16 protein-coding genes are annotated in these 12911 nt (G+C 55.9%); 5 read left to right on the top strand and 11 right to left on the bottom strand.

The window, feature by feature from the left end; translation table 11 throughout:
• Positions 1-54 precede the first annotated feature (54 nt).
• From B3X29_RS14675 to B3X29_RS14655, 5 genes are all read right to left on the bottom strand, one after another.
• Positions 55-462, bottom strand: coding sequence for a hypothetical protein (locus B3X29_RS14675; RefSeq protein WP_159339742.1), 408 nt, complete (start codon positions 460-462; stop codon positions 55-57).
• Positions 463-821: 359 nt separating this feature from the next.
• On the bottom strand, positions 822-1535 hold the full coding sequence (locus tag B3X29_RS14670; protein ID WP_159339741.1) for a GNAT family N-acetyltransferase: 714 nt from the start codon (positions 1533-1535) through the stop codon (positions 822-824).
• A 225-nt stretch (positions 1536-1760) separates the two neighbouring features.
• Positions 1761-2249 (bottom strand): cold-shock protein, encoded by a 489-nt coding sequence (locus B3X29_RS14665; protein ID WP_103178570.1) that lies wholly within the window; start codon positions 2247-2249, stop codon positions 1761-1763.
• Positions 2250-2344: 95 nt separating this feature from the next.
• Positions 2345-2590: a YmjA family protein gene (locus tag B3X29_RS14660; protein WP_103178569.1), complete on the bottom strand. Its 246-nt coding sequence runs from the start codon at positions 2588-2590 to the stop codon at positions 2345-2347.
• A 44-nt stretch (positions 2591-2634) separates the two neighbouring features.
• Positions 2635-3129 (bottom strand): GNAT family N-acetyltransferase, encoded by a 495-nt coding sequence (locus B3X29_RS14655; protein WP_159339777.1) that lies wholly within the window; start codon positions 3127-3129, stop codon positions 2635-2637.
• A gap of 147 nt (positions 3130-3276) precedes the next feature.
• Here B3X29_RS14655 and B3X29_RS14650 point away from each other — a divergent pair, with 147 nt between their 5' ends.
• On the top strand, positions 3277-4398 hold the full coding sequence (locus tag B3X29_RS14650; RefSeq protein ID WP_290556456.1) for a YbdK family carboxylate-amine ligase: 1122 nt from the start codon (positions 3277-3279) through the stop codon (positions 4396-4398).
• 40 nt (positions 4399-4438) lie between these two features.
• Here B3X29_RS14650 and B3X29_RS14645 read toward each other — a convergent pair whose 3' ends face one another.
• Positions 4439-7141: a cation-transporting P-type ATPase gene (locus B3X29_RS14645; protein WP_409454954.1), complete on the bottom strand. Its 2703-nt coding sequence runs from the start codon at positions 7139-7141 to the stop codon at positions 4439-4441.
• A 493-nt stretch (positions 7142-7634) separates the two neighbouring features.
• Between B3X29_RS14645 and B3X29_RS14640 the strand changes: the two genes are divergently transcribed.
• Positions 7635-7877 carry a DUF1158 domain-containing protein gene (locus B3X29_RS14640; RefSeq protein ID WP_103178565.1) on the top strand — a complete coding sequence of 81 codons (243 nt, stop codon included), beginning with the start codon at positions 7635-7637 and terminating at the stop codon, positions 7875-7877.
• An 8-nt stretch (positions 7878-7885) separates the two neighbouring features.
• Here B3X29_RS14640 and B3X29_RS14635 read toward each other — a convergent pair whose 3' ends face one another.
• Together B3X29_RS14635 and B3X29_RS14630 are read right to left on the bottom strand one after the other, a co-directional pair.
• Complete coding sequence (locus B3X29_RS14635) at positions 7886-8227, bottom strand: RamA family antibiotic efflux transcriptional regulator (RefSeq protein WP_103178564.1); 342 nt, start codon at positions 8225-8227, stop codon at positions 7886-7888.
• A 32-nt stretch (positions 8228-8259) separates the two neighbouring features.
• Positions 8260-9363 carry an MBL fold metallo-hydrolase gene (locus B3X29_RS14630; protein WP_159339738.1) on the bottom strand — a complete coding sequence of 368 codons (1104 nt, stop codon included), beginning with the start codon at positions 9361-9363 and terminating at the stop codon, positions 8260-8262.
• A gap of 190 nt (positions 9364-9553) precedes the next feature.
• On the opposite strand from B3X29_RS14630, the gene B3X29_RS14625 reads away from it, so the two are divergent.
• The 3 genes from B3X29_RS14625 (at position 9554) to nfsB (ending at position 11235) form a co-directional block, all read left to right on the top strand.
• Positions 9554-10144 carry a TetR/AcrR family transcriptional regulator gene (locus tag B3X29_RS14625; protein WP_156654031.1) on the top strand — a complete coding sequence of 197 codons (591 nt, stop codon included), beginning with the start codon at positions 9554-9556 and terminating at the stop codon, positions 10142-10144.
• Positions 10134-10505 (top strand): MmcQ/YjbR family DNA-binding protein, encoded by a 372-nt coding sequence (locus tag B3X29_RS14620; RefSeq protein WP_103178561.1) that lies wholly within the window; start codon positions 10134-10136, stop codon positions 10503-10505. Before B3X29_RS14625 ends, B3X29_RS14620 begins: the two co-directional genes overlap by 11 nt.
• Positions 10506-10581: 76 nt before the next feature.
• Positions 10582-11235 (top strand): oxygen-insensitive NAD(P)H nitroreductase, encoded by a 654-nt coding sequence (gene nfsB / locus B3X29_RS14615; protein ID WP_156654030.1) that lies wholly within the window; start codon positions 10582-10584, stop codon positions 11233-11235.
• Positions 11236-11271: 36 nt separating this feature from the next.
• Here nfsB and B3X29_RS14610 read toward each other — a convergent pair whose 3' ends face one another.
• The 3 genes from B3X29_RS14610 to B3X29_RS14600 all read right to left on the bottom strand — a co-directional run bounded on the left by B3X29_RS14610 (position 11272) and on the right by B3X29_RS14600 (position 12873).
• Positions 11272-11559: a helix-turn-helix domain-containing protein gene (locus tag B3X29_RS14610; RefSeq protein ID WP_290556455.1), complete on the bottom strand. Its 288-nt coding sequence runs from the start codon at positions 11557-11559 to the stop codon at positions 11272-11274.
• Entirely contained in the window at positions 11540-11869 is a 330-nt protein-coding gene (locus B3X29_RS14605) for a type II toxin-antitoxin system RelE/ParE family toxin (RefSeq protein ID WP_103178558.1), read from the bottom strand. The genes B3X29_RS14610 and B3X29_RS14605 overlap by 20 nt, the downstream gene beginning before the upstream one ends.
• Positions 11870-12006: 137 nt before the next feature.
• A complete protein-coding gene (locus B3X29_RS14600; protein ID WP_103178557.1) occupies positions 12007-12873 on the bottom strand; it encodes a helix-turn-helix transcriptional regulator in 867 nt (288 codons plus the stop codon).
• Positions 12874-12911 lie beyond the last annotated feature (38 nt).

Genomic DNA, 12911 nt, shown 5'->3' with positions numbered 1-12911 from the left:
TGTAGCGCGCCTTACGATCGTGCTCGCGTTCCTGCGCCGGTTTCTGCCCTGCCCTCAGGCGGTAACATCCGATCTGTTCTCCTGGCGCACGCCCGCAAACAGCCAGCGCCAGAAAAAGACCTTCACACCCGAACCCAGGAACATCGCCAGCCAGAGCCATGGGCTGTATTTGAGGCTGGTATGGATGACCTCCACCAGGTCAACGTGCAGATGATCGGCGATGGCATACTCAACAATTACCCGCGCGATCAGCATGGTTACCATCATGAGCGTAATCGCGACTGGTTTCCCGATATGTGGCAGGTGGCCGGACGCCCAGCGCCACAGGAAAGTGGTACTCAGGATAAATACTGTCAGCAACTGCAAGCCAATATCGAGGCCATATTCGTGAGCCTGTCTGGAGATATTCAGCACACCAGCAATGATGACAATAGCCAGAAGAATTTTTTTAATTATGCCCATTTCAAATTTCTCTTTTAAATTAAGTAAAGGATTTAATAATTAATTCACATCACCATGAATCATGACGGCTTTCGACAAACAAACGCCTGGCCTCACCGCGCGGCACAAGATTGCGCCAGCCGAAAAGGCTGCGCTCCACGAACGTTTTACAGACAGGTTGGTTATTTCCGCTGAGTGCTATCATCCGCGCAATTAATACCAACGGGGTGATAATAAGGCGTATTAATTCGGGCTGCTAAAGATAATAAATGTATACTTTTAATTGCGGAGTAATCTGAATAAATAATATTGTTAATGGCAAAAGAAAATAAACGGTGCAGGGGCCCCTTTTCAGAGGGGCGCCTGCGGTAGACTCACTGTTATGCCGTTTCGGGGCGAGCGTGAAACGCCTCAAGGCGTTTGATCTGCCGTCCATCGTTATCAAAATTATCTGCGGCCAGCCAGCCACGCAGAGCCGCGTCCCGCTCCGGCCATTCGCTATCGATGATGGAGAGCATATCGCTGTCGCGGTTACGGCCTTTACGCACCAGCTTCTGGCGCAACCGCCCTTCCCAGGTAAAGCCCAGCCGCTCTGCGGCCCGGCGCGAGGGGATGTTCATCGAATCGCACTTCCACTCCAGACGGCGATAGCCTCGCTCAAAACCATATTTCAGCAGCAGCCAGATCGCCTCTGTGCCGAGCGGGCTGTTTTTCATTTTGCGCGACCAGGTGACATGCCCTATCTCCACCGAACCCAGCTGTTGCTCAATGGCCATATAACAGACCAGCCCGACGGCGCGCTCGCTCTGGCGATCGATCACTGCAAAAGGCACCAGCGCCATATCCTGCACTTTGCCCTGCACCCAGCAGGCGGTCTCTTCCACGCTGGCAGGTTGATTGCTGGCAAGCCAGGTCCAGTCGCTGTCGTCGCCCAGCGCGTAGGCCTCGAACAGATCGCTCGCATGCTGGTGCGCATTCAGCGGCTCAAGGCGGCAAAGACGCCCTTCCAGCACCCCACGCTCCAGTACACTGGCCCCTTGCCAGCCGGGAACAGGATCGTTAACCATCTGTCCCCAGATATTCATCTCCGGCACGCTGCTACCCCCTTCTTTGTTAACGGTTTGTTATTTCACAATACAGGATTGTCTGCATAACAGTACTGCCGGGCGCGTTAATCGCGTAAATAATTCTTTATACTGGCGATGTATCAGGAGAGAAGGTCGATGAGAGGACGGCGCTGCGCTTGCACGGGTCTGCGTTTCGCGCCGCTTTGGTTTGCAGGCCGGGTAAGGCGCAGCCGCTACCCGGCAGGATGCAGATTACTTCAGGTTCTTGAGCATTTTCACCGTGGCGTCCAGGTCAATCTCATCTTCGGAGAAGATAAAGGTTTTGCCCTGGAAGGTGGTGATAGCCAGTTTTCTTACCGTGCGCATTTCGCCCGCTTTGGCCGTTGATTTCGGCGCGATATTGCCCATCAGGCTCTTCACCGACAGCACGCCGTTCTCTTTATCAATCCGGGTTTCGGCGGGCTCTTCTTCGCTGTAGACCAGGTAAGATTTGATGGAGGTGATCTTATGACGCTCGCCATCGAGGTAAATATATTTGCTCTCGGGGATCACCTTCACCGCATACGCCGACAACCCCTTGTTGTTGGTGGTCGGTTCAAACGTTACCGCGGCATCTTTCTTAATCAGATCGGGATTGGCGACCTTAATCACATGAAAATAGCGGTTATCGCCGTTTTCATCTTTGATAAATCCAAAGCCCTTATCTGCAAACCAGGTTGTGATTGTTCCGTTCATCGCCATTGCCGTTACCGCCTAATTAATCGTTACTAACTCAGTTTTTGCCGCGCGCAGTGTAAAGCACAACGCCTGCGCAGACTATGTCTTTCATGCAGGAACTACTCATTGCCCCACTGGTTCAGAAAATTGGCGATATCGTCAATGCGCTGGGTGTTGATGCCGGCTTCCACCGCCATCTCGGTCTGCGCCGCTTCGCTGATCTCTTCGTTATTCATTAAACGAGTGATCAGCAACTGGAAATAGAGCGCCAGCGAATCACGCTCTGACTCGTTGACCGGTTCGGCGGCTTCCGTCGTGTACTCATCCACGATGTCATAGTATTTAATCGGTACGTCGTTGCTCATGCGTTATCCTCAGGGTGTCAGTTGTTGCGAGGATTTTAGCATCCTCACAATATTTTTTCCGCGGGCGCCACAATAGACTTGCTCATGTTGACTCCGGTAATGCCAAAACCGCTGGTCTCGTAAAGATGCCGGGCACGGGCATTATCCCCTGCCACCCGCAGTCTGATCTCTTTAAAGCCCCTTTCGCGCAGATGCGCTTCAAAAACGCGAAGAGTCTGTTTACCCAGCCCCTCCCCCTGACAAGAGGTGAAAATATGAAAATCGTAGATAAACACTGAACGCATCATCGTATCGGGTTTGTACCAGAGATAACCGACAGGCCTGTTGGTCTGATCTATCGGCGCAACAAGAGAGAGTAAAACGTGTCCATGCGTATTCACGCCTTCAGGAAGCATTTCAGCAATTTCCTGCTTCGCTCTGGCAAGAGAATCGTGTTGAGAGAGTCCGTAGTTTGAGGCGATCTCCCCGGCATAATCATCAATAAAATAGTCCAGATAAGCAGGATACTCATCCTCTGTCAGGGGTCGAAATGAGACCATTACTTGCACCTTAATATTAATAATCAGGCCAATATTAATAGCGATAACGACTCTGGAGCGTCAAGGTAGACTGGGCCTGTTCCATAGGGAAAGGGAGAACTTCACCCATTGTCTATACTCAACTCATCACAGACAACGGAGTGCGCCATGCCTTTACCCGATTTTAAATCCTCTGAACCCTACACCCTCGGCATTGAGCTTGAACTCCAGGTCGTCAACCCGCCGGGCTACGATCTGAGCCAGGACTCATCCGCCCTGATCGCCGCCGTGAAAGATGACATCAAAAGCGGTGAAGTGAAGCACGATATCACCGAAAGCATGCTGGAGATCGCCACCGGCGTCTGCCAGAACATCGACCAGGCGGCGACGCAATTCTCCGCCATGCAGCAGAGTATCCTGCGCGCGGCGGCGGAGCACCATATCCAGATCTGCGGCGGCGGCACGCATCCGTTTCAGAAGTGGCAGCGTCAGGAGGTATGCGAAGACGAGCGTTATAACGCCACCCTGGAGCGCTTTGGCTATCTGATTTTGCAGGCCACGGTCTTCGGCCAGCACGTTCATGTGGGCTGTCGCACTGGCGATGACGCCATCTACCTGCTGCACGGCCTGTCGCGCTTCGTGCCACACTTTATCGCCCTGGCGGCAAGCTCGCCCTATATGCAGGGCACCGACACCAAATTCTCCTCTTCGCGCCTCAATATCTTCTCCGGCTTTCCGGATAACGGCCTGATGCCGTGGGTCAACAGCTGGCAGGAGTTCGAAGGGCTGTTCCGCCGCCTGAGCCATACCAGCATGATCGACAGCATTAAAGATCTGCACTGGGACATTCGCCCCAGCCCCCATTTTGGCACCGTAGAGGTACGGGTGATGGACACGCCGCTGACCCTCGCCCATGCCATCAATATCGCCGGGCTGATCCAGGCCACCTCCCACTGGCTGCTCACCACCCGGCCTTACAAGCATCAGGAGCGGGATTTTCTGCTCTACCGCTTTAACCGTTTTCAGGCCTGCCGCTACGGGCTGGAGGGGATCCTGACGGACGTCCATACCGGGGAGCAGAAAACCATTGCAGAAGATCTCGCCTGGCTGCTGGAGCGCGTCGCGCCTTCTGCCGCAAATCTCGGGGCGTCGAGTGCGATTGAAGAGATTGCCCAGAGCCTGAAACAGGAGAAGAGCGAGGCGCAGCGCATGCGGGACTTTATCGCCGACGGCGGCTCGCTCATTTCTCTGGTGCAAAAACATGCCGAGCTGTGGGCGACGAGTCCGTAATCGCTCTCTTTCCCCCTCTCCCAAAGGAGAGGGGCAAACGTTATGCCGCCTTACGGAACCTGCGGGTGAGTCGCTTCTCGATTTCGACAATGAAGAACATCGCGCCCGCGGTCACCAGGGTTACACCCCAGTAGCGCAGCGGCAGCGCTTCGGTGCCGAACAGCATCTGCATAAACGGCAGGTAGATAATCGCCAGCTGCAGCAGCAACAGCACGCCCGTCACCAGCCAGATGCCTTTGTTCGCCAGCAAACCGCGCTTCAGGGAGAAGCCTTCGGTGTTGCGGCAGTTAATCATGTAGACCCACTGGGCACAGACCAGCATCTGCAGCAGCACGGTGCGGATGAACTCCGCGCTGTGGCCGCGCGGAGCCAGCCAGGCTTCCAGCGCAAAGGCGGCGACGGCAATCAGGGTGCCGACGAAGGCCACGCGCCAGACGGCATAACCATCCATCACGTGCTGCCCGGTCTGACGCGGCGGGCGACGCATGATGTTGCGCTCGGCGGCCTCAAATGCCAACCCGAAGGAGAGCGTGGCGGAGGTCGCCATGTTCATCCACAAAATCAGCACCGGCGTCAGGGGAATGATGTTCCCCGCCAGCAGGGCAATCACAATCAGCAGCCCCTGCGCGAGGTTGGTCGGCATGATAAACAGAATGGTCTTCTTCAGGTTGTCGTAGACGCGACGCCCCTCTTTCACCGCGCTGGCGATGGTGGCGAAGTTGTCGTCCGTCAGGACCATATCCGCCGCCTCTTTGGTCACTTCCGTGCCCTTAATGCCCATCGCGATGCCCACGTCCGCCTGGCGCAGCGCCGGGGCATCGTTTACGCCGTCGCCGGTCATGCCGACGATTTCACCTTTCTCCTGCAAGGCTTTCACCAGACGCAGCTTATGCTCCGGGCTGGTGCGGGCGAAGATATCGTACTCCACCGCCGCTTGTGCCAGCTCGCTATCATCCATCTGTTCCAGCCGGGAGCCGGTCACCGCCTGGCCGCTGTTGGCGATCCCCAGCATCTGGCCGATGCTCATGGCCGTCTGCGGGTGATCCCCGGTGATCATCTTGACGCGGATCCCCGCCTGCTGGCAGGCATGAATGGCGTCGATCGCTTCCGGACGCGGCGGATCCATCATCCCGGCGATACCGAGGAAGATCAGGCCGTGGCTGAGGACGTCGTGGGTTAAGGTCTGCTCACCGTTCGCCGGTTTGTACGCCGCCGCCACCATACGCAACCCCTGGCGCGCATAACGCTCCATCTCGGCTTCCCAGTAGCTGCGGTTAAAGGCTTCGGCACCGTTACGGGTCTGCTGCCGGGCGCAGAGAGCGAAAATAACGTCCGGCGCGCCGGTGATGAGGATCTGCTCCTCATCCCCTATCCGATAGTGGGTGCTCATGTACTTATACTGGGAGTCGAACGGGATCTTGTTAATCAGCGTGGTGGTGACCGGCGCCAGCTGCGCTTTTGCCGCCAGCACCTTCAGCGCGCCTTCGGTCGGCCCGCCGGTGATACGCCACAGGCCGCGCTCGTCCTGAATCATCTGGCTGTCGTTACACAGGTCGATGGTACGCAGATAGTGCTCCAGCACCGTACCGGGCTGGATCTTCACCGGCTCGTCGCTGCCCTCCAGAGAGATGTTGCCTTCCGGGGCATAGCTGTCGCCCTCAACGCGATAGCAGCTGTCGGCGGTGATGATCGCCTTGACGGTCATCTCGTTCATGGTCAGGGTGCCGGTTTTATCCGAGCAGACCACGGTCATCGCTCCTAACGTTTCGACTGTGGGCAGTTTACGGATGATGGCGCGCTTGCGGGCCATCGCCTGCACGCCCAGCGACAGGATAATCGAGATAATGGCAGGCAGACCTTCCGGCACCGCCGCCACGGCCAGGCTAATCAAAGAGAGCAGCAGCTCGCCGATCGGCATGTCGCGCAGCAGCAGGCTAAAGACGAACAGCGCGGCCATCATCGCCATGATGATCCCGAAGATGGCCTTGCCGAGTTTGTCCATCTGCACCAGCAGCGGGGTGCGATGCTTTTCAATCCCGGCCATCATCTGGTTAATGTGGCCCAGTTCGGTCTCCTGGCCGGTGGCAATGACCACCCCAACGCCGCCGCCTGCGCTCACCGTGGTACCGGAGAAGACCAGGTTGGTGCGGTCGCCGAGCGGTAATTCCCCGTTCAGCGGCTGGGTGTGTTTATCCACCACCGTCGATTCGCCGGTGAGAATAGCCTCTTCAACGCGTAAATTATGTGCCTCAATTAAACGCATATCGGCCGGAATACGATCCCCGGCACGCAGGAAAATAATATCCCCGGGAACTATTTCAGTTGTGGGTATTGTTTCATGATCGCCGTCACGAATAACACGGGCATCGCTGGCGAGCATATTCCGGATGCTGTTCAGTGATTTTTCGGCGTTACTTTCCTGAATATGACCAATCAACGCGTTAATGACCGCCACACCCAGAATAACCAGGGTATCGATCCAGTGGCCCATTATTGCCGTTAATAGTGCAGCGGCCAGCAATACATAAATCAGCACATCGTTAAAATGGGCCAGAAAACGCAGCCAGGCCGGTCTGGCTTTTTTCTCCGGCAGCGCGTTGGGACCATGTTTGTCCAGCCGCGCCTGTGCTTGTGCGCGGCTCAGACCCGCCGCGGTGCTCTGCTGCGCGGCAAGCGTCTGCTCTACGGTCTGCTGATAGGCCATGTCTGGCGTGGTAGGAGGCGGCGTCTGGGTGTGGTGCATTTTGGTCATATTTCAGCTCCTTCAGTTTGCGGTGAGCAAAAGCCTGAATTCCATCTCTGCTTTTATAAATCTGTCGACAATATTGAGTTGTCAGGAAAATTAATTTATCGCACTATTATTGTTGTCGGCGGCATTAAACCGGTAACGTCTCATTTCACCAGAGCGATTTTTACAAATTATTTCTAAACCGAAACTAAACGAGAGGGAACCATGTTTGGGATTTATCGAGGACGACGTCTGGCGTTATATATTTTCGTTGCCATTGTTATTGCGACGTTAATTGGAATGAGCACCTATACCTTTGTAAAAGTCTTTGCCGGAGGGTGACAATAATTGACATTAATGCAGGTTAATTGAATAGAGATCTTTCTGGCGGGGGAAATAACAGCGAATTAGCGGACAATTATTTATCGCGCCTGCGTCTGACGGTTGATATTGCTTTACGAAGCCCTATCCGTGACAATGTTATTTTTAACTGACGATTAACATAATCATGAGACACCCGTTAGAATCGCTGTTAACGGCAGGCGGCATTTTGTTGATGGCCTTTCTCTCCGTTCTGTTACTGCCTGCGCCGTCGCTGGGGCTGGTGGTGGCGCAAAAGCTGATGACCCTCTTCCATCTGATGGATCTGAATCAGCTTTACACCATCATCTTTTGCCTGTGGTTTTTACTGCTCGGCGCCATTGAATTCTTTATTCTGCGGTTCATCTGGCGCCGCTGGTTTGCGCATTAAGCCTGCCGTTAATGCGCGCGACTGTGGTTATCCTTGCGATACGCCCCAGGCGGCTGGTTAAAGGTGCGGGTAAAGACGCGGGTAAAGGTCTGCTGGGAGTCAAAGCCGTAACGCAGGCAGATATCGTAGACCTTTTCATCCGATTCACGCAGATCCCGCGCCGCCAGCCGCAGCTTACGTTCCCGAATATAGCGCCCCAGACTCTCGCCTTTGTACTGCATAAACAGCCGCTGTAAGTGCCACTTGGAGTAGCCCGCATGTCGGGCGATATCCTCGATACGCAACGGCTGATGAAGGTTGTCGTCGATCCACTCGACAATGGTGTCGATAACCTGAGCGGAAATAGTCATGCTGCTCTCCCCCTCTGCTCTTCGATTTAACATTATTCCCACCACGCACGAAATTGTTGCGTGGCATCATCTACCCTGACCGGCTCACCGAGCTCCGGGGTCAGCAGGCGATATTTTTTATCCTTGCTGGCCTGCGTAAGCTGGATCAGTGGGTCGTTCCAGGTGTGTTTTGCCAGCACAAAGCGCCCGGAGTGGCCCGGTACGACCGCGCTGGCATTAAGATCCGCCGCCGCCTGCGCCGTTTCGGCAGGCTGCATGTGGATGTACTTCCAGTCCTGGTCATACTGGCCGTTCTCCATGATCGCCAGATCGACGGCGCCGAAGCGCTCGCCAATGGCGCTAAAGTGCGGGCCATAGCCAGAATCACCGCTGTAGAACACTTTCGTCTCTGGGGTGACAAACATAAAGCTGCCCCACAGCGTCTGGTTGCGCTTGAGCCCGCGCCCGGAGAAGTGGCGCGCCGGCAGGACATGTACGGTGAGATCGTCGCTGATCCGCACCGACTGCTCCCAGTCCCGCTCCTCAATGATCGAGGGCTCCATGCCCCAGTAGCGCAGGTGCGATCCCACCCCGAGCGGCGTGACCACGCGCTTCACTTTGGGCAACAGGGCTTTGATGGTGGCGTAGTCGAGATGATCGTAGTGATCGTGCGAGATAATCAGCAGATCGATATCGGGCATCTCTTCGGCACACCACGGGTACTCCCCGGCAAAGGCTTTATTGAGAAAAGAGAAAGGTGCGGCATAGTTGCTGAATACCGGATCGATCAGAATGCGTTTGCCTGCCAGCTGCAGATACCACGAGGAGTGGCCAAGCCAGACCAGCGTCTCTTGATCCAGGGGCAGCTGCGCCAGATCGGTTTTCACCAGCGGCAGCGGCTGGGCCGGACGCGCGTTCTCACGCTTCGTCACCAGAAAATCCCACCACGCCGCCAGCATGTTCTTATTGCCGGTAAAGCCGGGCGTCGGCAAGGTGTTATGGAACTGGCCGTCGCGATATTGCGGCGAGGCGGCAAACTCATTCAGCTGCGCGCCCTGTGGCGGCTGGCCGAACCCGGCATTGAGTACAAACGGCAAACTCGCCGCGGATGCAATCATCATCACTACCACCACGCTAACAATAAAACGCTTTTTCATATCCCGACCCGAATTCGCGCCCCATCCGATGGCCTGCGCGGGCAAAACTTGATTATGAGTGAGTAAGCACTCATTATAGAAGTGATGTGAAAGTCGTCAAGACGTTTTAAGATCTTTGACATTCCACGTTGCAGCCCCACAAAGGGCATGATTCAATCGGGGTTTTTGCACATTACCTGGAGGAAATGCAGTGGCTCGTCCGAAAAGTGAAGATAAAAAACTGGCGTTGCTGGACGCGGCAACCAGCGCGTTTGCCCAGTCCGGCATTGCGGCTTCTACCGCGTTAATCGCCCGCAGTGCGGGCGTGGCAGAAGGCACCCTGTTTCGCTATTTCGCTACCAAAGACGACCTGCTTAACGCCCTCTACCTGCACCTGAAGCAGGATCTGTGCCAGACTATGCTGGCGAATATGGATCGCGCCCTGACCCAGCCAAAAGAGCATACCCGCAATATCTGGAACAGCTACGTTGACTGGGGGATCCGCAATCCGGTGGCCCACGGCGCCATCCGCCAGCTTGGGGTGAGCGAGAAGATCAACGCCGAAACCGAGCAGGCGGTACACGAGATGTTCCCGGAGCTGCACGAGCTGTGCCGTCGCCATATCCGCCCGGTGTTTATGTCGGAAGAGTTCCGGCTGTTTGGCGACGCGCTCTTTTTATCCCTGGCGGAGACCACCATGTCCTTCGCTACTCGCGAACCGGCCCGCGCAGCCGAATTTAAGGCATTGGGTTTTGAAGCGATGTGGCGGGCGCTGGCCGAAGAGGATAGCGATGGACAGTAAAACCCTCGCCGCCTGCGCAAAACAGGTGGCCCTGGAGCTGCCCTTTACCGAACAGTGCTGGCCGTTTGGCCCGGACTACGATGTGTTTAAGGTTGGCGGCAAGATTTTTATGCTGATTGGCGTCGCACACGGGCGCCTGCATGTCAGCCTGAAGTCCGACCCGCAAAAATCGCTGCTCAACCAGCAGATCTACCGGGGCATTGAGCCTGGCTACCATCTGAATAAAAAGCACTGGATCTCGGTTTATGCAGCGGAGGATATCACTCCTGAGCTGATAGCCGATCTGGTCAATGATTCGTGGCATCTGGTGGTGGATAAGCTGCCAAAAAAAGAGCAAAAACGTCTGCGTCCGGGCCCTTAAGCGCTCGGAATGCCCTTACCTTTGTTCCTTTCCCTTTGTATCATTTTCCCTTTTGCATTAAACCCCAGGAGTCGTTATGGATATCATCTCTGTTGCCTTAAAGCGTCACTCAACGAAGGCCTTTGATCCGAGTAAAAAACTGACTGCCGACCAGGCAGAAAAAATGAAAACCCTGCTGCAGTACAGCCCGTCGAGTACCAACTCGCAGCCGTGGCACTTTATCGTCGCCAGCACCGAAGAAGGCAAAGCGCGCGTGGCGAAATCCGCAGCCGGTGGCTTTGTCTTCAACGAACGCAAAATGCTGGATGCCTCTCACGTGGTGGTGTTCTGCGCCAAAACCGCGATGGACGATGCCTGGCTGAACCGCGTGGTGGATCAGGAAGAGGCCGATGGCCGTTTCGCCACCCCGGAAGCGAAAGCCGCTAACCACAAGGGCCGCACCTTCTTCGCCGATATGCACCGTGTCGATCTGAAAGATGACCACCAGTGGATGGCAAAACAGGTTTACCTGAACGTCGGCAACTTCCTGCTGGGCGTGGCCGCAATGGGTCTGGACGCGGTGCCAATTGAAGGTTTCGACGCCGCCATCCTCGACGAAGAGTTTGGTCTGAAAGAGAAAGGCTTCACCAGCCTGGTGGTGGTGCCGGTCGGGCATCACAGCGTGGAAGATTTCAACGCCACGCTGCCGAAATCGCGTCTGCCGCTGAGCACGATTGTGACTGAGTGCTAATGACTACTGGCACGCTGGGTTCCGGCGTGCCTGTTTTCAATAGAGCGTAATCTGCGGATGCTTAACGCCGCACATCAACGCATAACGCGTTAAGGTATCCAGACTCGCCCGGGTAATATTGGCTTCCATTCGGGAGACGGTTGGCGCGCTGACCCCCATGCGCTCCGCCACCTGAGCACGCGTCAGCCCCGCCTGTTTGCGCCACTGTGCCAGCATCTCCTGCAGCCGCGCCTTACGCTCTTCGGCGTCAAAGGCAGCCTGCACATCTGAATCGCTTAACAGCTCCGCTCTTAACGTATCCCAGTCAATGATCTTCTTGCTCATCCAACATCTCCTGTTGTCTTTTCAGTGCCAGACGGATTTCAGCAGAAGGCGTTTTCTTCATCTTCTTGATAAATACACGCAACAGATAAATTGTTTTTTCCCGCTGATACACATAGATCCCGCGACTATGAATCAGACCGACGGTTCTTATTTCAAACAAACCATGGGGTAATGGCTTGCTGTCGGGCTCCCGAAGTGCCGTTGGGTTAGCACGCAATTTATCAAGCTGACGAATCAGCTTCGCCTGTACGCCTGCAGGCAACGAGAGGATCTCTTCTCTGACTGCCTGATGAACGATAAGTCTGAACACGATTTTTCATCCCTGAAGATATTAGCATGTAAGGCAATTTGCATTAAAGGCTAATTTTGCCTTTCGTGATTTACCTTACCCCCTTTATCCAGGTCAGACCGGAGTGACTTCTATTCCCTGAAAGCCCCTCGCAGAAATTATTTCTGTGCAGCCAGCCACGCCATTGCCCTCTCTCCCGCCTCATCCACCGGCAGATAGACCAGCAGCCGCGAGCCGTTGCGCGGAGCAGAGTACCAGTACATCTGCTGGAGATGAAAATCGCCCAGTTCGGGATGGGTAAAGAGCTTGAGCTGGTTTTCCACGCCGCGCACGTCGTTGCGCTGGTGCCACAGGGTTTCAAACTCTTCAGATACTGCAAAGAAGCGTGCCAGTTTGGCCTCCCACTGCGGGTCGCCCCGGTGCTCGGCCATCGCCGCGCGAAAATAGGAGACAAAAATGGGCAGCACGTCATCACGCTTGCCCAGCCGGGCGCGCCACGCGGGATGGGTGAGGAAGAGATAGATACAGTTGCGATCTTCCGGCGGAATGGCGTTAAAGTCGACGCCCATCAGGTGGCCGAAGCTGTCATTCCACGCCACGATATCGAAATTCGGTTTCTGGATGCTGGCGGGTTTTGGCATCAGGGTATCGAGCAGACGGCGGGTGCCTTCACTGATCCCCTCGCAGCAGACCGCCTGCGGCGCTTCGCCCGGCGGCAGGCCGGCCAGCAGAAAGAGGTGGCGGGCTTCGGTCGGGGTACATTGCAGCGCTTTCGCTACCGCCGCCATCACCGCGCTGGACGGATTCACATTCCTGCCCTGCTCGAGCCAGGTGTACCAGGTGACGCCCACATCCGCCAGCATGGCCACCTCTTCACGCCGCAGGCCCGGCGTGCGGCGGCGACCGCTGCGCGGCAGGCCAAGACGCTGCGGATCGAGGCTTTCGCGTCGGGCGCGTAGAAAAGCCCCCAACTGTTTTCGGGTGTCATCCTGCAGTGCGGTGACCGGTTCAGACATCAGCGCCATAGTGCCCCCTGCATGGTAGTGCCAGTACCAGTATAAGC

It is taken from the genome of Leclercia sp. UBA5076 (assembly GCF_002416465.1).
In the GTDB taxonomy this organism is placed as follows: domain Bacteria; phylum Pseudomonadota; class Gammaproteobacteria; order Enterobacterales; family Enterobacteriaceae; genus Enterobacter.
The sequence above is the reverse complement of the archived record's forward strand: the minus strand, read 5'-3'. Positions and strand labels throughout refer to the sequence as shown.

Coding starts and splice junctions, on each gene's coding strand:
- B3X29_RS14640 (WP_103178565.1), top strand. CDS start 7,635: ATGAGACACCCGTTAGAATCGCTGTTAACGGCAGGCGGCATTTTGTTG.
- B3X29_RS14610 (WP_290556455.1), bottom strand. CDS start 11,559: ATGAGCAAGAAGATCATTGACTGGGATACGTTAAGAGCGGAGCTGTTA.
- B3X29_RS14630 (WP_159339738.1), bottom strand. CDS start 9,363: ATGAAAAAGCGTTTTATTGTTAGCGTGGTGGTAGTGATGATGATTGCA.
- B3X29_RS14660 (WP_103178569.1), bottom strand. CDS start 2,590: ATGAGCAACGACGTACCGATTAAATACTATGACATCGTGGATGAGTAC.
- B3X29_RS14620 (WP_103178561.1), top strand. CDS start 10,134: ATGGACAGTAAAACCCTCGCCGCCTGCGCAAAACAGGTGGCCCTGGAG.
- B3X29_RS14655 (WP_159339777.1), bottom strand. CDS start 3,129: ATGGTCTCATTTCGACCCCTGACAGAGGATGAGTATCCTGCTTATCTG.
- B3X29_RS14650 (WP_290556456.1), top strand. CDS start 3,277: ATGCCTTTACCCGATTTTAAATCCTCTGAACCCTACACCCTCGGCATT.
- nfsB (WP_156654030.1), top strand. CDS start 10,582: ATGGATATCATCTCTGTTGCCTTAAAGCGTCACTCAACGAAGGCCTTT.
- B3X29_RS14675 (WP_159339742.1), bottom strand. CDS start 462: ATGGGCATAATTAAAAAAATTCTTCTGGCTATTGTCATCATTGCTGGT.
- B3X29_RS14635 (WP_103178564.1), bottom strand. CDS start 8,227: ATGACTATTTCCGCTCAGGTTATCGACACCATTGTCGAGTGGATCGAC.
- B3X29_RS14665 (WP_103178570.1), bottom strand. CDS start 2,249: ATGGCGATGAACGGAACAATCACAACCTGGTTTGCAGATAAGGGCTTT.
- B3X29_RS14600 (WP_103178557.1), bottom strand. CDS start 12,873: ATGGCGCTGATGTCTGAACCGGTCACCGCACTGCAGGATGACACCCGA.
- B3X29_RS14645 (WP_409454954.1), bottom strand. CDS start 7,141: ATGCACCACACCCAGACGCCGCCTCCTACCACGCCAGACATGGCCTAT.